A 19433-nucleotide genomic window follows, 5' to 3' on the forward strand; every position below is an offset into this window, starting at 1 on the left:
AACCATATCGACCATATATAATACACACTTATAACCTATATGACACTCATCAAATCCATATCAGGAATCTACGGCACCATCGGTGGGCGTCCTGGCGATTCGCTGAATCCCCTTGACATCGTCAAGCTCACCTCAGCCTTTGCCCACTATATTCATGGCAGGAAGATGGTCGTAGGTCGTGATGGTCGTATGTCAGGACTGATGGTGCGTAACATTGTTGTTGGCACTCTCATGGGCTTGGGCTACGATGTTATTGATATAGGCTATGCCAGCACCCCAACCACCGAGCTTGCTGTGCGCATGGCTGGTGCTGATGGCGGTATTGTCATTACAGCCTCTCACAACCATAGCCAGTGGAATGGTCTGAAGCTACTCAATCATAATGGCGAGTTCCTGACGCCCTATGATGGTAAAGAGATATTGGCTCTTGCTGAGACAGAAAACTTCTGCTACGCCAATATCCAACACTTAGGGCAGTTAACTATCGACGAAACCTTCAACCAGCGCCACATCGATGCTGTCTTAAATCTAAAGTTAGTTGATGTTGATGCCATTCGCAAGCGCCATTTCCGTGTCTGTGTTGATACCATCAATTCCGTTGGTGGCATCATTCTTCCCCAATTGTTTCAGGCTCTCGGTGTAGACTTCGAGATACTCAATGATGAGTGCACAGGTGCCTTTGCTCATAAGCCAGAGCCCATAGAGAATAACTTGTTGGGCATTATCGGGCGCATGAAGCAAGAACATTTCGACCTCGGCATTGTTGTTGACTCCGATGTAGACCGCTTAGCATTTATCTGTGAAGACGGCACGATGTTTGGCGAAGAATACACTCTTGTCAGTGTAGCCGACTATGTGCTCAGCCATACTTCTGGCAATGCTGTTAGCGACCTCAGCAACACGCGAGCTCTGCGCGATGTCACCCTGCAGCGTGGTGGTCAGTATTTCGCCTCTGCTGTTGGCGAGGTCAATATTACCGCCAAGATGAAAGAGGTGGGTGCTATTATCGGTGGCGATGGCAATGGTGGTGTAATCTATCCTGAGTGCCACTATGGTCGCGATGCTTTGGTAGGCATTGCTCTCTTCCTGAGCAGTCTGTCTCAGCAGCAGTGCACTGTCAGCCAGTTGCGGGCCTCTTTCCCCGACTATCAGATAGCAAAGAGTTCCATCGACCTCATGCCTGATACTGATGTAGAGGCCATTCTCAAGAAAGTAAGAGACCGCTTCTCTAAAGACAAGAGCGCCCAAATCAGTGAGACCGACGGACTGAAGATAGACTTTCCCGATCGCTGGGTTTATCTGCGCAAGTCCAACACCGAACCCGTGGTGCGTGTCTATAGCGAGGCTCTCTCCATTGAGCAGGCTGACCATCTGGGCAACGAGCTCATGCATTACTTCTACGACATGCAGAAAGACTTGGTACTTGATAAATTTGGATTAAACAACAACCTAATATTACATAACACTACTGCTCCGTTAAAGTGGACTAATTACTCTTTTAAATAATTGAAATACAGTCCATTAAGCAAGCTTTTAAAATAAAACGGACTTGATTTTGTAATATTGGTAACCGATCACTAGTGTCCAGTTAAAGCTGGACACTAGTGAACATTCTAAAGAACATAAACACACCCCAAAAAAGTTATTCTGTCAAAGAACTCAGTCGGCCTGGATGATGAGATAGCGACTGATGCTCCAGAAGCGGGGCACGTTGGTGATGCGCAGCGTACAGCTGTTGCCATTCTGAGTGATGGAGTAAGAGTCGGAGGGCGCATCGGTCAGCACCTTAGCCTTCTTGCTGGGGATGTTGAACTGCGTGGTGTTGCGAATGTCAATCTTGGTGAAGAGCGCCTGGTTCAGCGACTCGTAGTTCACCTTCTTTTTCTTCAGCAAGCCACCGGTCAAGAGGCCCTTCTCTTTCAGGTCGCGGCTGGTGCCAATGACATAGTAAGCCTTGTTGGCCTCGGCCGTCTGAGCCTCCATGGTCTGGCGCTGCTCAGCATTCTCGTCTTGCAGTGAAGACACCGTCTTGCTCAGTGAGTTGATGTCCAGACGCAGCAAGTCCATATCGGCGTTGGCCTGTGCCAACTGCTCCTCGAGCTCGGCGATGCGAGCCTCTTTGGCAGCAATCTCTGCATTCAGGTGGTCCACCAGCTTGCTCAGCTGTCCCAGCTGGTCGCTGCGTGTGGCCAACTGCTTCTGCAACTGGGCCATGCGCTCTTTGTTTGCCTGCAGGGTAGCCTTGAAGGCTTCCAAGTTCTGCATCATCTGCTCTTTGGTGATCATTGGTGACTCGTTAGACTGGCGCAACATGCCTTCGCCCTGAGCTATAGAGTCGAGGCTGGCCGACACCTCGACCAGTGAAGACGTCAGGTCGTCGAGCACCTGCTGTTGTTGTTCGTTCACCTCCATGAGAGAGTCACGTTCCTGCTGCCAGTTGCTTTCGCTACTGCCGCCACACGATGTGAGGGCTGTTGCTACAGCAGCCGACATCAAAATCTTAATTGCTTTCATACGTTGTTATTTTTACTTTTTCTGTCGTTATATTGAGTCTGTGAGCTAAACACTCAGGAATCAGCTCAATAATAAATCAAAGTGGTCATACACTGCTTGAAGTCCTGGAAGCTGACAACACGGTCGGTCGAGGTCTCCCACAACTCCTGCTGATGCTTAGGCAACTCCATGAACCACTGCATCACCTCGCGCTGCTCGGGCGAGAAGTAGGCTGCACGCAACTGATAGATGTTGGTCAGCGAGTCCACACTGTGCTGCTTAGCCATGAAGCCATCCACGAAGATTTGTTTCATGGCGATGAGACGGTTGGAGTAGTTCTCAGCCTCCATGGCAGTGCCATCTGGATCGACGTCCTGTTCTATCTGTCGCACCACGTCGAAGGTCACATCGACGGCGCCAAGCTGATGGTAGGCATCGGCCATCGAAAGCTTCTCTTCGACGACTGGTTCTACCACCTCTGGCTGCGCAGGAGCCACAAGACGAGGATAGAGGAAATAGCCTGCTACGGCCAGAAGGGCCACCACAACGATGCCCAACAGCACCTTCAACATCGGACTGCCCGACTGCGCCAAATCCTGCTCGGTGGCAGGGGTGGCGGCAATATGCTGATGAGGGGCCGCAGGCCTGTTGGCATGCACAGGAGCCGCAGCCGGTGCGGCGTTCTGACCTTCAGGGAATGCTGGTGGCGGAAGAATGACCTTGCGGGCAGGATCGTTCAGGGCCTTGTTCTTGACACGAGCCTCAAACTCATCCTCGGGCAGATCCTTGTCGCCGGGCTCACGCTCCACACTCTTCACCTTGATGAGATAGGCCGAGTGGTTGTCCTGACTGTCGCGCGAAGCGTCGATGAGTCGGGCTTCCTTCTCCTCATCGCTGCAGTTGGCACCAATGATAGAGAGCAGCAGCGCATCGTCCATGTGCTCCAACATACCGTCTGAGCACATCAGGAAATAGTCGCCAGCCTTGATGTCGGTGATATGGGTGAGCTCGGCCATGGTGAGCTCGGGCTGATGGGGTTGCAGTGCCTTCAGAATGACATTCTTGCGGGGATCGGTGCTCATCTGTCGATAAGACAATTGTCCTATATCATAGAGCTGCTGCACCAACGAATGGTCGCGCGAACGATAGAGCATGCCCATGTCGGGACCTAACGAGGGACGAAGATGATAGATGCGGCTATCGCCGATATGGGCTGCCAAGCAACCGCCACGGTGGAAACAGAGGAAGGTCAGCGTGGTGCCCATCTCGCCCTGGTTCTTCACGTCGGCAGCATCGAGGGCTTCGTAGGCACGCGTCACAGCATTGTTGAAAGCCTCGTCTGTGAGTGGCTCGCCGGCTTGCAGCACCTCTTCAACGCAGGCACTGATCGTGTCGCAGACGATCTTGCTGGCCACCTCGCCCTTGTCGCAGCCACCCATGCCGTCGCACACCAAGAACACGCGGTTCTCGCTGGTAGCCTGTCCCTTTGCAGGATAGATACAATCCTCCTGGTTAGGACGTGAACCTAACTCATAGATGGCATGTGGCTCTAATAATTCTATCTTCATTTATTATTCCCTAATTAAAAGTATTTTCATAAAAAAGTCCGCCAACATACGTTGATGTCAGCGGACAAAGGTATATAGAATTTTCGATTCTGCCAAATTTTTACGACAAAAACACTACTTAACCACCTTCTTGCGACCTCCAGATATGTAAATTCCGCGTCGGGGAGCAGTGACACGGCGACCTGTAAGGTCGAAAACAGGCTGTCGGCTATTGTCGGCCTGGACGCCATCGATGCCGGTGGCCTGGACCACGGTGAGGGTGCCCGAGACGTAGGTCATCTCATAGTTTTGGGCCTCAGCACCACCCACACGAATCTCATACTCGCCAGCAGGACTCTCGGGTGTGGCATCACAAGTGATGACGGGCTGCTTGATGAACACATCGGAGGTCTCGCCGTTGCGGAACGACTTGTACTTCAGCTCAAACACGGGGTTGGGCTGTCCCACCTCGCGGGTGGCATTGAGCGCCGTAATGGTGAGTGGCGACTTCCTGACGGTGAACACGCCCGGTTGACAAACCAGACCTGGCGTGGTGATGGTGCCGGGCAGCACCGTCAGCGGATAGTCGCCCACAGGTGTGGTGGTCACCTCCATGACGTCGCACAGGTACTCTGGCTCACCATCGATGGGCGCACCGCTCAGTTCGAAGGTGATCGATCCAACAGAACGACCATAGCTGCGATAGCCGGTGGCAGTGACAACGGGGATGCCGGTATAGGCCAGTAACTTGCATTTGTTCTTCCAGTCGGAGTCGGCATAGGCATCCAACAGGGCGGCGGGCACAAACAGCGTGACCTGAGACTGCACACTGCTCTGACCGCGGGCCACGACTGCCTGCTCATGAGGGATGACCAGATACTTCAGGTTGAAACAATTGCCAAAGGCTTTCTCGCCCAGCGACTCGATGCTAGAGGGCAGATGGACTATCTGTAGGGATGAGCAGCCGGTGAAGGCGCCATCGGCAATGTGCTTCAGCGAGGTAAAGTACTGCAGTTCCTCGAAACTGCGCATGTTGAGGTTCTTCTGGAACAGCGTGCCGAGGTCGGTGACGAGCGCAGCCTCATCCTGGGTGAGCTCGCCATCCTCGTTGAAGTCCCAGTTGGCAAGACAGACAGTCTGCACATACTTGTCGGCAAAGTCGATGTAGCGCAACTTTCGGCGCAGCGACTGCACGGCCTGGTTGATGTCGTCGTAGGTGCTGCTCAGATTGTCATAGACGGCCTGCTCGGCAGTGACGTCGATGGACTGTGCCACACACTCGTCGAGCATGGCGCGCATATTGGACAGCATTAGGTCGGTGCGGCGGGCTTCCTGCATATCGGCAGCAGAGACGAAGCCCCAGAGCGTACGCTTGTCAACAGGCAACTGATCCCAGTAGAGACCGTAGGTAGGACTGGCCGCACCGCTGGTGTGACTCTCGTCGGTGCCCAGATATTCGCCCTCCACACGGGTATTGTCGCCGGTGGGTACGCTGAGACGGAACAAATGGTCGCCGACCTCCTCTATCTGCCAATAGGCCTTGGTCGAGAGAGAGCCGTCGCCGAAACAGGTCTTCACGCCGTCGCCCACTTTCTTGTCGGTGGACACACGGAAGATAACCTTACTGCTACCTGACTCCTGGATGTAGTACACATTGGCGGGCATGGTGGCCGAGCGCTGGAACCAATAACTGATAGGCGTACCGCCAGTAACCACCGACTGGGTGCCGTAGGCCTCGCCCATGGCCACATACTTACGACTGCCCACATTGTAAAGGTAGCCGGGCACATCGGCCGTGATGTCAGAGAAACGGGGCTGTGTCTTACCACGGAACTCGCGAATGGTACCAAAGTTGCGCCATACATCGGACTGCTCGTAGAGGGCCTTCGAACCATAGGGCACGTAGAGCGTGCAGAGAGACAGATCGACTCCGATAAAGGCACTTGGGTCGATGTTGATCACATCGGGATCGGGATTCCAGAGGGTGACCTCGCGCAGAGCGGTGCAATAGCCAAAGCACTGTGCGCCCAGCGTATTGATGCCTGCGGGCAGGTTGATGCGCTGCAGACTGCTGCAAGCGCGGAAGGCGAAGTAGTAGATCTTCTCGATGCCGTCGGGCAGGATGATGGACGTCAGGCTCGTACAGTTGGCAAAGGTGTTGTCGTAGATATAGGGCACGGCCTTGAAATACTGGAACTCATCGAAGCTGACGATGGGTAAGCCCTTGAAAGACACATCAAAATCTTTCACCTGGGCAGCCTCGTTGAAACTCAGCTCGCCATCGTAAGACATATCCCACTGCTGACGGCAGTAGCTGCCAATGGTGTTATCCCTGAACTCGATGAGGTTGAGCTTCTGGCGCAGACTGCTCTGCGCAGCCTTGATGGCATCGAGACTACTGTCGAGGTCATCGTAAACGGCCTGCTCCTGCTCTACGTTGCGATTATTTTTGCGCGCCATATTAATGAGGTTGAGCAGCGTGGCTGCCTCGTCATAGATTTCGGTCTGGGCGGCATCGTAGGCCACAAACTTCCACAGGCAGTTCTGGGGATAGTCGGCAGAGCTGATGTCGTAATAGACGCCATAGGTAGGCATGGCGGCATTGCTGGCATGACTGGTCTGCACACCGAAGTACTGACCCTCCTGATGGCCGGTGACACTGGCGGGTATCTGAATGGTATAGACGGCATCGCCAGCGGCACTGATGGTCCAGTAGGCGCTGTTGCCGAGCGTACTGCCGTCGATAAAGACGGCCTTAACACCCTTACCCACATTCGGATCGGACGAGGTGCGGTAAACGTACTTGCCGCCGAGACCGGAGTTCTCGCAGGTGATGGTATAGACATCGGTGCCTACCGACGACATGCTGTTGAGCTTGAAGCGCAACGGCTGGCGACCGACGATGACCTGGGTGTTGTAGGCCTCGCCACGGGTGAGGTAGCGCCCCAGACCGACGTTGTAGAGATAGTATTCCTGACCGGCCTCGATGGTGGTGAAACGACCACCTGAGAGTTCGCGGGCCTGGAAGATGGTGCCGAAGTCAGACCACTGGCTGGTGGCGGCGAAGTAGGCCTTGGTGCCCTGCAGCACGTGGAGGGTGGCAGCACTGAGGTCATTATCAGCAAAGACGCCCTGCCCCATCGTGATGGCGGCGGGGTCGTAGGTGTTCACCTTGAAGGTCTGCAACTTGGTGCAACCGGCAAAGGCGCCATCGCCCAGACGGACAATGCTGACGGGCAGGTCGAAACTGGTGAGCGCGGTGCAGCCACGGAATGTGCCGGCCTCGATGGCGGTGATGGTCTCGGGCAGCGACAGGGCTGCTAGGGCTGCACAACCGCTGAAGGCCTCAGCACCAATGGCGGTGAGGTAGTCGGGCAGTACAAACTCGCTGAGCGACTGGCAACCTGCGAAGGCGCGGGCACCGATGGTCTGCAACTTGCGAGGCAGACGAACGGAGGTGAGCTTGGTGCATCCGCTGAAAGCATCGTCTGCGAGGTGCTGTAACCCAGTGAAATAATAGAGTTCGGGGAACTTGGTGATCGAGGTCTGGCCCTGGAAGGCGGTGCCCAGATCGGTCACGGCAGCGGCCTCGTTGTAGGTCAGCTGGTCATCGTGGTTGGTATCCCAGTGTTCCAGGCAGATAGCCTTCACATGGGTATCGGTGAAGGTCATGACCTTCTCACCATAGTTCTCGGGCTCGATGCCAACGATGATTTGTCGATAGCCGTTATAGCCATCCTCACTACCGCCAATGCCCTGACCCTGACCGGGCGTCAGGTTGGTGAGGTAATAGTAGCCATCGCTCTGTCCGCCCCAACCCCAGTTGATGTGGTAGCGCAGGTTGCCGTCGTAGCCATCGGCCACGAAGGCATGGCCCACCGTGGCGTTGGAACCACTGATATAGACGGGACGGCGAGCAGCAATGTCGGTATAGACCACCTCGTCCCAACCGGCATCGGTGGTGACAGTGGTGTAATCGACATAGCGCACCGAACTGCCATAGCCGAAGTAGGCCTTCAGGGCGTTATAGACCTCGTAGGACTGGGCACCAGAGGAACTGTTGGTATAGTCCATCTTCACGCTGACGCCACAATAGTGCATCAGGTCGGCCACGGCCCGGCGCTGCAGGTCGCTGGCAGTGCCATAAGTATCCTTCATGTTGGCCCAGTCAATGGGGGAACCCTTGGCGATGCCTTCCACCTTCAGATTGCCGTAGGTGGGGTGCGAGGTCCACGTGGTGTAGCCGGGGATGTCCTGCTGCACCTCGCTGACAGACTTGTCGCGGTGATAATACATGATCTGTGCCATGGCGGTGGCCACACAGCCAGTGACGGAGCGTCCCAGCGTGAAGTACTCTGGGCAGGTCATGTTATAGGGGTAACCCTGGCTCCACTGGCAGGTGAGCAGTGGCTCCACCTTGGGGTGCGTGGGAATGGTGGCGCTGATGACGGGAGCGCCCATCTGTATCTGCGCAATCTGGCGGGCATAGTCGTCGAGCAGTTCGCGCAGGTTGGGAGGCGCCTGGGTGTAGTCGAACTCGCCACTGTCGGTATAGCCCAGCACGGGAATGGTACTATCGTCGCCCGACACGATGACGAAGCCGCCATTCATGCCGCGGTTGAATACATAATAGGGCTCGGCCGTCGTGGCAGCAGCCGCACGGCGTGGGGCCAACTTCTTGGCGGCAACGGGGGCCAACTGGCGCGGGTCGTTCTGCTGAGTCATGAACGCGGCAGCACGCTTCAGAGCCTGCTGGCGGGTGATGGGATTGGCCTGGATGGTGCTGACAACAGAGACAAACAGCAGGAGCATCCATGCGAGTCGCAGCCACACCCCATGGGGCACAGCACGATAGGTGTTTGTAGGAATTATCATGAGTACATGTTGTTAGTAAATTACTTGTAGTTATAAGTTTGCAGCAAAGGTAGTAATTCTTTTCGACACCTACAAACGTTTCAGGGAGTTTTTAAGGGAAACAAAACGTTTGGTGCCCCCAAACGACTGGTTTGGAGGCGCCAAAGGGTTGGATTGGAGGCCCCAAACGGACCGTTTGGAGGCACTAAACAAATGAGGCGCTGCGAGCATACAATTACTTTGCCGTAAGGGCACCTTGACTTTGCCGTAAGGAAAGCTCGGGTATGCCGTAACGAAAGGGATGGCTTGCCGTAAGGAAACCTGGGGCTTGCCGTAACCAGACTCAGGCTTGCTGCTGACGACGACCCTTGAAGGTGTAGCCAATGCCTTCGACAGCCTGCTGGACGTCGGCCTCGGTGGCAGCGCCCTTGACAGTGAGGGTGCAGGCCGAAGCATTTGCCTTGGCCGATGTGACACCGGGGAGTGACTCGACGGCACGAACCACAGCAGCCTCGCAATGACTGCAGTGCATATCTTCTACACGATAAATCACCTCGTCGGCCTCTGCAGGTTTGGCTTCACCCCTGCCATCGCGCCACTTCATGAAGAGGGCAAAGGCAATCATGAGGGTCAGGGCGACTGCACAGACGAGCTTGAAGGGGCTGGGCAGCACGACATCGCTGGCACAACAGGCATCGCTGACCACGGGACGGAAGAGGGTCAGACCACTGGCGTTGAGCAACAAGCCAAACAAGACCGAGAAGCCAACGATGGTGGCCAGATAGATGGCTGTGAAGCGACGGCCCATAGACTTGTGGACCACGAGTATGGAAGCGAGGTTGACAGCAGGACCTGCCATCAGCATCACCAGGGCGGCACCGGGCGAGAGGCCTTTCATCATAAGAGCCGCAGCCACGGGGATACTGCCCGTGGAACAGATATACATGGGCACAGCAATGGCCAGGATGACCAGCATCTGGAGCAAGGGCTCGCTGCCAAAGCTGAGGAAAAACTCGTCGGGCACGGCCACCTGGATAAGGGCGGCCACAACAAGACCTACAAGCAGACGCAACCCGATGTCGCGAATCATGTCGTAGTAGGCATACTTCAGCACGCGCCATGGCTTGCTGCCCTGCTCTACGGCGCAGGTGGCTGTGGCATCGTCGGAGAAGTCATCGTGGCGAATCAGACGGTTGACCAGCAGGCCACCACACACACCGGTGATGAGGGCGGCTACCGGACGCACAATGGCGAAGCCCAGTCCCATGAGCGAGAAGGTGGCTAGGATAGAGTCGATGCCCGTCTGTGGCGTGGCGATAAGGAACGAGGCAATGGCGCCCTTGGAGGCTTTCTCATTGCGCAGGCCAATGGCTGTAGGGATGACGCCACACGAACAGAGTGGCAGGGGCACGCCCAACAGGGCTGCCCAAAGCACCGACCAACGGTTGTTGGCCGACAGATAGCGGGCATAGAAGCGCTGGGGCACATAGACATGCAGCACACCAGCAATGAAGAAGCCCAACAACAGGTAGGGGGCCATCTCGGCCACCACCATCAATAGTGAAGAAAAAAAGCTTTGTAAATTCATGCGTCAAAGGTACTAAAAAAGGAGGGAGGCACAAAAAAATGAGACTGAAATAATGTTATCTCAGTCTCATTATACTCTATTGTAGGTATTGCTCTGTCCCGACAGCGCGGGAATTAGCAACTGGGGAAAGCAATCTTACTCCCACTCGATGGTTGCAGGTGGCTTTGACGAGATGTCGTAGCATACGCGATTGACACCACGCACCTTGTTGATAATCTCGTTAGAGACCTTAGCCATGAACTCGTAGGGCAGATGAGCCCAGTCGGCTGTCATGGCATCGGTAGAGGTAACGGCACGCAGAGCAACGGGATGCTCGTAGGTGCGCTCGTCGCCCATCACACCTACCGAACGAACGGTAGAGAGGAGGATGGCACCGGCCTGCCAAATCTGGTCGTAGAGCGAAACCTCAATCTCGCCGTCTTTCATATCGGCAGGAATACCTGCGGCCAGCACCTTGCGGGCTTCTTCGCCACTGAGTTTAACCTTGAAGTCGCGCAGACCACGGATGTAGATGTCGTCGGCATCCTGCAGAATCTGAACTTTTTCGCGGGTAATGTCGCCCAGGATACGTACGGCCAAGCCGGGACCTGGGAAGGGATGACGGGTGATGAGATGCTCTGGCATACCCATCTGGCGACCTACACGGCGCACCTCGTCCTTGAACAACCACTTCAGTGGCTCGCAGAGCTGCAGGTGCATCTCTTCTGGCAGACCGCCCACGTTGTGATGGCTCTTGATGACCTTACCAGTGATGTTCAGCGACTCGATGCGGTCGGGGTAGATGGTGCCCTGAGCCAGCCACTTGGCATCGGTGATCTTCTTAGCCTCGGCATTGAACACCTCGACGAAGTCGCGACCGATAATCTTTCGCTTCTGCTCGGGATCAGTAACACCTGCGAGGTCTGAGAAGAACTTCTCGCTGGCATCGACGCCAATCACATTCAGACCCAGCACCTTGTAGTCGTCCATAACCTGCTGGAACTCGTTCTTGCGGAGCATGCCGTGATCTACGAAGATACAGGTGAGGCGAGAACCGATGGCCTTGTTGAGCAGAACAGCGGCAACGGAAGAATCAACGCCACCTGAGAGACCCAGGATGACACGGTCGTTGCCCAACTGCTGCTTGAGTTCGGCTACGGTAGAATCGACAAACGAAGCGGCACTCCACTCCTGCTTACTGCCACAGATGTCAACCACGAAGTTCTGGAGCAGCTGCTTGCCCTGAAGTGAATGGAACACCTCGGGGTGGAACTGTACGGCCCAGATGGGTTGCTGGGTAGAAGCGAAGGCGGCATTGGTGACGTCCTTGGTAGAACCAATAACCTTGAAGTCGCTGGGGATGGCAGTGATGGTGTCGCCATGAGACATCCATACCTGAGAGTGCTGCTCGAAGCCCTTGAACAGGGGGTTCGTGGTATCGACAGTCTCCAGGTTGGCACGTCCGTACTCGCGAGAGTCGGCCTTCTCTACCTTACCACCCAGTGTGTGCGAGATGAACTGCGCGCCATAGCAGATGCCCAACACGGGCACCTTGCCTACGAACTGGCTCAAGTCAACCTTGAAGGCCTCGGGATCGTGGACTGAGTAGGGAGAACCACTCAGGATAACACCAATCACCGACTCGTCGCCAACGGGGAACTTGTTGTAGGGCAAGATCTCGCAGAAGGTGTCTAGCTCACGCACACGACGGCCAATGAGCTGCGTGGTCTGTGAGCCAAAGTCTAAGATGATGATCTTCTGTTGCATATGATTTATAATGATGTGATAAATGTCTCTGCTTCGTCTAACGTATCCAACTTGCCTACATCCATAAGGCGCAGGTCGTCCTTAACCACGCCAACAACCTTGGAGCGGTGACAGATACTGAGATAGAAGTCGATAATGGGGAAACGATCGGGAAAACGATCCATCAGGGTGAACAGGCGGGGCGAGAAGCTATGGATGCCAGAGAAGGCATATTCGTTGAGGGGCTCGCCATATTGCGAGAGGCCAGTGCGACGGACATACTCGTAGGGCGACTTGATCTCGCCGGTTTCTTTGTTAATCCATCCCATCAAACGCATGGCATTGTCGAAAAGCAGATAGCGCTTGGTCTTGCGACGGCTGACCAGCAGAACGGCTTCTTCGTCGGCTTCGTGCTGCTGAGCAAACCACTGGAAATCTACATTGCTCAGAATATCTACGTTGTGGATCAGAATGGGGGCGGTATCGTCGAACAGCGGACCGGCCTTCTTGATGCCACCACCAGTCTCTAACAACTGGCTGCGCTCGTCGCTGATGCGAATGTCCATACCGAAATCATTGGTCTTGAGATAGTCAACAATCTGGTCGGCAAAATGATGCACGTTGACTACCACGCGTTCATAGCCTGCAGCCGTCAACTTAGTCAAGATATGCCACAGCAGAGGGCGCTCTCCTACTCTCACCAACGCCTTAGGCATTGTGTCGGTGAGGGGTTTCAGTCTTGTACCAAGACCTGCTGCAAATACCATTGCCTGTTTCATGCTGCAAAATTACACATTTTTTTTGGAATACACAAAATAATAGTTGAATAAGACACGGGGGATTATTCGTCGGTCCACATACTGAAAGAGGACTGACGCGATTCTATTTCTTCTGCATCAACGGGAGTATCGTCTGGATCGGCCGTGGTCTGGGGATTGGATGCGTAGAGCATCTGTGTATTTGTATGGAGGCACACCACAGTTATGGTGGGTTTCTGATAGGTTTTCTTCATTGTCAAATGTACTACTTAATCATTACTTTAACGGTCTTGCCTTGCTGGTTTCCTGAGGCATGGCGCATGATATAGAGGTCTTTGCCTGGACGCACGACACGACGGCCGTGCAGGTCGTAGAGCTCATCACAACTGGGCGAAGCAACGGATGCACGGATGCCAGTGGTCTCATTGGTCTTGTTGACCTCGGCGGGCTCGTCAACAAAGGTCACACTGAGACGAGCATTTGAGGTTGAGGGAAGACTGGATGTGAGAAGGGGCAGAAAGGCTTTGTTGGCCTTGATGGTGCCGTCGTTGATGCGAACGAACTTACCACCACTGAGACCGAAGTTGGTATAGTCGCCTTCAACGGTTGTGATGGGGGTGGGAACAAGCGTGCCACGCAACAGGTTTGGAGCTACGGCTTCGCCATCAGTGACGATGGGAAGAAGAACGGTTTGGCCCGCCTTCTCAGGTTGATAAAGGACGATGGGAGTTTGTGGGGCTACCCTACCCTGTATCTTTGCGAAGCAGACCGTGGTACCCGAAACGGACGAGACTGCATAGGCAGCATAGTCGTCGGTAGGCGTCAGGTCGAGTGCGTAAGGACTGCAATAAGTGGCGTAGCCGCTGGCTGCCAGCGTAACGGCCGCATGCGTCATGATTCGTACGTCATCGATATAGATTCGGCAACCTACTGCTGCCGAGAGGGTAATCTTGGGATTGGCACCGACATTCGTTATCTGAAAAGTATATGTCTTATATTTCGTTGGGATATCGGTAATCTTGTTAGGCTCAACACTGCAGTTGGTACCTGTAACAGAAAGCGTGGTCTCATCTTCATCATACCCATGCACGCTGATTGTCATCACCGCATCCGTGGTTAAAGAAGAAAGAACTGGGGTGGTTATTGAGCCTGCATCGCTTTCTTTTCCTAAACGTACCCCACCTTTAAAGTCTACAGGATAGATATCACCTGAATATGTCCATCCTGCATGATCAAAGGAACTGGTATTATGTGAATTGACAACATCGAATGTCTCATGGAAGACATCGCCAGGCCCTATCTCGTCTTCGAGCACATAAACTGTAAAGTCATGAGGACACGTGTTCAGATAACCATCTTCATATGAATAGGCCGAATACGTATCATTTTTCCTTTCTCCGATGAATCTATCGTTAACTGCGTTTTGAATTAGTGCAACACCATCTTCAAAGGAGAACTTCCACGTCGATTCCTTATCACCATAAGAAAACAATGTAGTCGATGGATTATTTAAATAGTAACCTTTCTCCATACTCCTCAAATAGAACGCATTTGAAGTTCCTTCAACAATCCATACATATGGCTCATAACCTGTAAGACCATTCGTAAGATACTTGGATGTTGTATTAAGGACTGGATTGTCGTTAAATATTTTGAGCACACGGTTATTTCGCTCAAATACATATTTTCTACCAGCCTGTACAGACGTTACTTTGGTAAGTTTGTAGGAGGCAAAACCCTTAAGGCTTCCCAAAAGAAAACATGCCAAAAGCAACCACAACTTTAGTAAATAGTTATTTATCATCTTTAAGGTTGATTAATTGTAAAAAAAGAGGGGGCGTGCCAATAATGACACACCCCCTATCGTTAGGAATTAGAATTCTGCTGATTTTGGTGTACGTGGGAAAGGTATCACGTCGCGAATGTTCTGCATGCCTGTAACGAACAGGATGAGACGCTCGAAGCCAAGACCGAAACCGGCATGAGGACAAGAGCCCCACTTGCGGGTGTCGAGATACCACCAGAGATGGGTCTGATCCATCTCACGACGGTTAACCTCGCTCATCAACTTATCGTAGCTCTCCTCACGAACAGAACCGCCAATGATCTCACCAATCTGTGGGAACAGAACATCGGTACCCTGCATGGTGGGACCAGGAGCAACAGCACCCTTGTAACCTACAGAACCGCCATCGGCAGTATCCTCGTTCTGCTTCATGTAGAACGACTTGAAAGCACGTGGATAGTCGGTCATGATGACTGGCTTCTTGAAATGCTCCTCTACAAGGTAGCGCTCGTGCTCAGAAGCGAGGTCATCGCCCCAGTTACAGGGGAACTCAAACTTCTTACCATTCTTGATGGCCTCCTGCAGGATGTTGATACCCTCGGTGTAAGGCAGACGAACGAAGGACTCTTTCAGAACGCCTTCCAGACGCTCGATGAGGGTCTTGTCGATCATCTTATTGAGGAACTCCAGGTCGTCCTTACAGTGGTCGAGTGCCCAACGAACGCAGTACTTGATAAAGTCCTCTTCCAGATCCATCAGCTCTTCCTGGTCGATGAATGCAACCTCGGGCTCTACCATCCAGAACTCGGCCAAGTGACGAGGCGTGTTAGAGTTCTCTGCACGGAAGGTAGGACCGAAGGTGTAGATGGCTCCCAGGGCTGTGGCACCCAGCTCGCCTTCCAACTGACCAGAAACGGTAAGAGAGGTCTGCTCTCCGAAGAAATCATCGTCGTAGATAATCTTGCCGTTCTCGTCCTTCTTCAGGTCGTAGAGGTTCTTGGTGGTGACCTGGAACATGTTGCCTGCACCCTCACAGTCGCTGGCTGTGATCAGCGGAGTGTGGAAATAGAAGAAACCGTGCTCATGGAAATAGGTATGGATGGCCATTGCCATGTTGTGGCGGATGCGCATCACGGCTCCAAAGGTATTGGTGCGCAGACGCATGTGGGCATTCTTACGCATAGCCTCGAAGCTCTGGCCTTTCTTCTGCATGGGATAGTCGTTGCCGCAGAGACCATAAACCACCAGGTTGGTGGCCTGAATCTCGCTGCTCTGACCGGCACCCTGGCTCTCTACGAGCGTACCCTCGGCGCAGATACATGCGCCGGTGGTGATGTCTTTCAGCAACTGCTCATCGAACTTGGTGGGATCAACCACAATCTGAACGTTGTTGATTGTTGAGCCATCGTTGAGGGCAATGAAGTCAACAGCCTTCGAACTGCGGTGCGTGCGCACCCAGCCCTTCACGCAGACTTCCTTGCCATATTCTGTGCTCTTCAGCACATCGATTATCTTAGTTCTTTTCATTGTTTTAAGCCCCCTAAATTAGGGGGTTGGGGGTCTGAACAAGCGAAATCAGACCATTACGCTCCTTTATTGTTGGGATCTGCGCCTGTTCAGACCCCTGTTGTCTCCTAGCTTAGGGGACTTGTATTACTCGTAAGCACCCATGCGCAAGCGGTCAACCTCCTCCTCGGTGAGGAAACGCCAGTCACCACGACGCAGGTTCTTCTTGGTAAGACCAGCGAACTGTACGCGGTCGAGCTTGGTAACCTTGTAGCCCAGGCTCTCGAAGATACGACGCACGATGCGGTTCTTACCCGAGTGAATCTCGATGCCTACCTGCTTCTTGTCAACGGGATCTGCATACTCGATAGCGTCGGCCTTGATCTCGCCGTCGTCGAGCATCACACCCTCGGCAATGCGCTGCATGTCGTGAGCAGTTACGTTGTGATCCAAATATACGTGGTAGATCTTCTTCTTCAGGAACTTAGGATGAGTGAGCTTAGAAGCCATATCACCATCGTTGGTGAGCAGAAGAACACCAGTGGTGTTGCGGTCGAGACGACCTACGGGATAGATACGCTCGGGACATGCATCCTTCACGAGATCCATCACAGTCTTACGCTGCTGGGGATCATCGCTGGTGGTCACGTAGTCCTTGGGTTTGTTCAGAAGCACGTAAACCTTCTTCTCGAGTGTCACGGGATTATCGTGGAACTTCACGAGATCGGTGCGCATTACCTTTGTTCCCAGCTCGGTAACTACCTCGCCATTAACGGTAACGACACCTGCCTGGATGAAGTCGTCGGCCTCACGACGGCTGCAAACGCCGGCATTGGCCAGGAACTTGTTCAGACGTACGGGCTCATTGGGGTCGAAGTTGATCTCCTTGTACTCAATGCGCTTCTTCATTGAATACTTTGCATTGGGATCGTAATCGGCTGTGCGAGGACGATAGCCTCCCTGAGGACGCTGGCCATAACCGCCACGCTGCTGATAACCACCACCCTGAGGACGCTGACCATAACCGCCGCGCTGCTGGTAACCACCACCCTGAGGACGCTGGCCATAACCGCCACGCTGCTGGTAACCACCGCCCTGAGGACGCTGGCCATAACCGCCACGCTGCTGGTAACCACCACCCTGAGGACGCTGACCATAACCGCCCTGAGGACGCTGACCATAGCCACCCTGTGGACGCTGACCGTAGCCACCCTGTGGGCGCTGCTGGTAATCGTTATTACCATAATTATTGGTACGAGGACGATAGCTTCGCTGTGGAGCTTGACTCTGCAAACCAGCACCGAAGCCTTCAGGACGGAAACCGCCTTCTTCATCCTGGCTATGCTTGTTGTAACTAGGGCGCTCGTAGTTATTGCTTACTGGACGTGCATGAATACGTGGACGTGGCGAGCGACCTACTGGTCTGAATTCTTTCTGGAAGCCTTCACGGCTTGTGTTCTGCTGTTCTGCTGACAGCCCTTCATGATTTTTTTCGTTTTCGAAATCCATAATAAATGAATCTTTAATGATGTTAATAATTGGAACCTCACGGCTCCGTTAAATAAAAATTATTGTGTTGAATATTAAATACCTGTATAGGTCCATGGTGTGATTTCCATCAGTTCCTGCTTCACGCTGTCGCTGACATTCAGGTTCTGGATGAACTCATGGATAGTCTCTTCAGTCATCTTCTGGTTAGTGCGCGTCAGAGCCTTCAAAGCCTCGTAGGGTTTGGGATAGCCCTCGCGACGAAGGATGGTCTGAATACCCTCTGCTACGACGGCCCATGTGTTCTCGAGGTCCTCGTGCAGCTTCTCTTCGTTGAGGATCAGCTTGCGCAGACCTTTCAGTGTGCTCTGGAAAGCAATCAGGGCATGACCCATGGGGACACCTACGTTGCGAAGAACGGTAGAGTCGGTCAGGTCGCGCTGCAGACGGCTTACTGGCAGTTTCTGAGCCAAGAAGCCCAGCACGGCATTGGCCATACCGAGGTTACCCTCTGAGTTCTCGTAGTCAATAGGATTGACCTTATGGGGCATAGCGCTAGAACCTACCTCGCCAGCCTTGATCTTCTGTTTGAAGTACTCCATAGAGATGTACATCCAGAAGTCGCGATCAAGGTCGATGATGATGGTATTGATGCGGCGCATGGCATCGAAGATGGCTGCCAACCAGTCGTAGTTAGAAATCTGAGTGGTGTACTGCTCGCGCTCAAGACCCAGCTTCTCGCTAACGAAACGGTTGCCAAACTCGCGCCAGTCATAGTGAGGATAGGCTACATGATGCGCATTATAATTACCTGTAGCGCCACCGAATTTTGCGGTCATTGGCGTTTCCTTCAAAGAGCGAAGCTGCTCTTCCAAACGGTAAACATAAACCATCACCTCCTTGCCAAGACGCGTAGGAGATGCGGGCTGGCCGTGTGTCTTTGCAAGCATGGGCACCGTCTTCCACTCTTCGGCATAGTCATTCAACTGCTCGATCAGTTCTTCGAGCAGAGGGCAGTAAACATTCTCGAGTGCCTCCTTGATAGAGAGGGGCACACTCGTGTTGTTGATGTCCTGCGAGGTGAGACCAAAGTGAATAAACTCTTTGTACTGGTCAAGATTTCCAATGGCGTCTAGTTTCTCTTTGATGAAATACTCCACGGCCTTCACATCGTGGTTTGTCACCGATTCAATCTCTTTCACACGCTGTGCTTCCGCTGGTGTAAACTGGCGATAGATGTCGCGCAACGTCTCAAAAAGTGAATGATCGAAATCCTGAAGACCTGGTAAAGGCAGTTCACATAGTGCAATAAAGTACTCTATTTCCACACGAATGCGATAGCGAATCAACGCATATTCTGAGAAATACTCGCTCAATGGCTCTGTCTTACCCCGATAGCGACCATCTATAGGCGAGATGGCCGTCAATAAATTAAATTCCATGATACTCTTATAGATAATTATCTTTCAGCGTGCAAAGGTAAGCATAATTATTAAAAATGAAGAAGATAGAATTAAGAAATGCATCGGTTTTAGTATTTTTTTTGTTTTGAGGACACAAAAAAAGTTGCAACCTCACGATTGCAACTTCTTTTGTGGGCGCTGAGGGATTCGAACCCCCGACCCTCTGCTTGTAAGGCAGATGCTCTGAACCAACTGAGCTAAGCGCCCTAACTTACTTAAAGAAAA

General features: G+C 53.2%; 12 protein-coding genes and 1 tRNA gene. 1 reads left to right on the plus strand and 12 read right to left on the minus strand.

The window, feature by feature from the left end; translation table 11 throughout:
- The first annotated feature begins 39 nt into the window (after positions 1-39).
- Positions 40-1506 (plus strand): phosphoglucosamine mutase, encoded by a 1467-nt coding sequence (glmM, locus tag T496_RS14250; RefSeq protein WP_081783668.1) that lies wholly within the window; start codon positions 40-42, stop codon positions 1504-1506.
- A gap of 153 nt (positions 1507-1659) precedes the next feature.
- Here glmM and T496_RS0112590 read toward each other — a convergent pair whose 3' ends face one another.
- The 12 genes from T496_RS0112590 to T496_RS0112645 all read right to left on the minus strand — a co-directional run bounded on the left by T496_RS0112590 (position 1660) and on the right by T496_RS0112645 (position 19415).
- Positions 1660-2514 (minus strand): Cbp1 family collagen-binding glycoprotein adhesin, encoded by an 855-nt coding sequence (locus tag T496_RS0112590; RefSeq protein ID WP_155808906.1) that lies wholly within the window; start codon positions 2512-2514, stop codon positions 1660-1662.
- A gap of 65 nt (positions 2515-2579) precedes the next feature.
- Positions 2580-4061 (minus strand): PP2C family protein-serine/threonine phosphatase, encoded by a 1482-nt coding sequence (locus tag T496_RS0112595; protein WP_027451069.1) that lies wholly within the window; start codon positions 4059-4061, stop codon positions 2580-2582.
- Positions 4062-4175: 114 nt separating this feature from the next.
- Positions 4176-8915 carry a leucine-rich repeat protein gene (locus tag T496_RS14585; protein WP_027451070.1) on the minus strand — a complete coding sequence of 1580 codons (4740 nt, stop codon included), beginning with the start codon at positions 8913-8915 and terminating at the stop codon, positions 4176-4178.
- Positions 8916-9237: 322 nt separating this feature from the next.
- Positions 9238-10482, minus strand: coding sequence for a permease (locus tag T496_RS0112605; protein WP_027451071.1), 1245 nt, complete (start codon positions 10480-10482; stop codon positions 9238-9240).
- A 135-nt stretch (positions 10483-10617) separates the two neighbouring features.
- The gene (guaA, locus tag T496_RS0112610; protein WP_027451072.1) at positions 10618-12228 is read right to left on the minus strand and encodes a glutamine-hydrolyzing GMP synthase; all 1611 of its coding nucleotides are present in this window, start codon (positions 12226-12228) and stop codon (positions 10618-10620) included.
- A gap of 5 nt (positions 12229-12233) precedes the next feature.
- Positions 12234-12986 (minus strand): nucleotidyltransferase family protein, encoded by a 753-nt coding sequence (locus tag T496_RS0112615; RefSeq protein ID WP_027451073.1) that lies wholly within the window; start codon positions 12984-12986, stop codon positions 12234-12236.
- Between the two features lie 62 nt (positions 12987-13048).
- Positions 13049-13219, minus strand: coding sequence for a hypothetical protein (locus T496_RS15065; RefSeq protein ID WP_155808907.1), 171 nt, complete (start codon positions 13217-13219; stop codon positions 13049-13051).
- 11 nt (positions 13220-13230) lie between these two features.
- Complete coding sequence (locus T496_RS0112625; protein WP_027451074.1) at positions 13231-14496, minus strand: hypothetical protein; 1266 nt, start codon at positions 14494-14496, stop codon at positions 13231-13233.
- 342 nt (positions 14497-14838) lie between these two features.
- Positions 14839-16278, minus strand: coding sequence for an asparagine--tRNA ligase (gene asnS / locus T496_RS0112630; RefSeq protein ID WP_027451075.1), 1440 nt, complete (start codon positions 16276-16278; stop codon positions 14839-14841).
- Positions 16279-16404: 126 nt separating this feature from the next.
- Positions 16405-17766, minus strand: a complete 1362-nt coding sequence (locus tag T496_RS0112635; RefSeq protein ID WP_027451076.1) for a pseudouridine synthase — start codon at positions 17764-17766, stop codon at positions 16405-16407.
- Positions 17767-17840: 74 nt separating this feature from the next.
- The gene (gene purB, locus T496_RS0112640; protein ID WP_027451077.1) at positions 17841-19187 is read right to left on the minus strand and encodes an adenylosuccinate lyase; all 1347 of its coding nucleotides are present in this window, start codon (positions 19185-19187) and stop codon (positions 17841-17843) included.
- Between the two features lie 153 nt (positions 19188-19340).
- Positions 19341-19415, minus strand: a tRNA-Val gene (locus T496_RS0112645).
- Between the last annotated feature and the right edge of the window lie 18 nt (positions 19416-19433).

Origin of the sequence: Xylanibacter brevis P6B11 (assembly GCF_000621825.1) — a bacterium.
Classification (GTDB): Bacteria; Bacteroidota; Bacteroidia; order Bacteroidales; family Bacteroidaceae; genus Prevotella; species Prevotella brevis.